The organism is Leucobacter celer subsp. astrifaciens (genome assembly GCF_001273835.1).
Classification (GTDB): domain Bacteria; phylum Actinomycetota; class Actinomycetes; order Actinomycetales; family Microbacteriaceae; genus Leucobacter; species Leucobacter celer.
Map to the genome: position 1 here is coordinate 1 of NZ_JHEI01000220.1, position 314 is coordinate 314.

1 protein-coding gene is annotated in these 314 nt (G+C 69.4%); it reads left to right on the forward strand.

What is annotated here, in order from left to right:
- The coding region (locus AMS65_RS19910) for a hypothetical protein (protein ID WP_162231795.1) at window positions 1–314 on the forward strand (314 nt) is incomplete at both ends.

Genomic DNA, 314 nt, shown 5'->3' on the forward strand with positions numbered 1-314 from the left:
GATCCACACCGAGCCCGACCGCCTGCAGCGCACCTTCATGCCCGCGCTCAGCGCGACCCGCCGCCACCCGGTGATCACCCTGATGGTCTCGGGCCTGCTGCTCGTCGCGACGCTCGGCATGACCGCGTTCATTCAGACCGATTTCCTCGGCTCCTCAGGCCAGGAGAGCCTGCAGCTGACACAGACCCCGCCGAAGGAGGCTGCCGACGATCTGGTCGCCGCGGCCGAACCCGTCGAGCAGGCGCTCGGCGAGATCTCGGGAATCGCCGACGTGATGACGTCGATTCCGGTGCCGACGCCGGGCACCCCGTCGA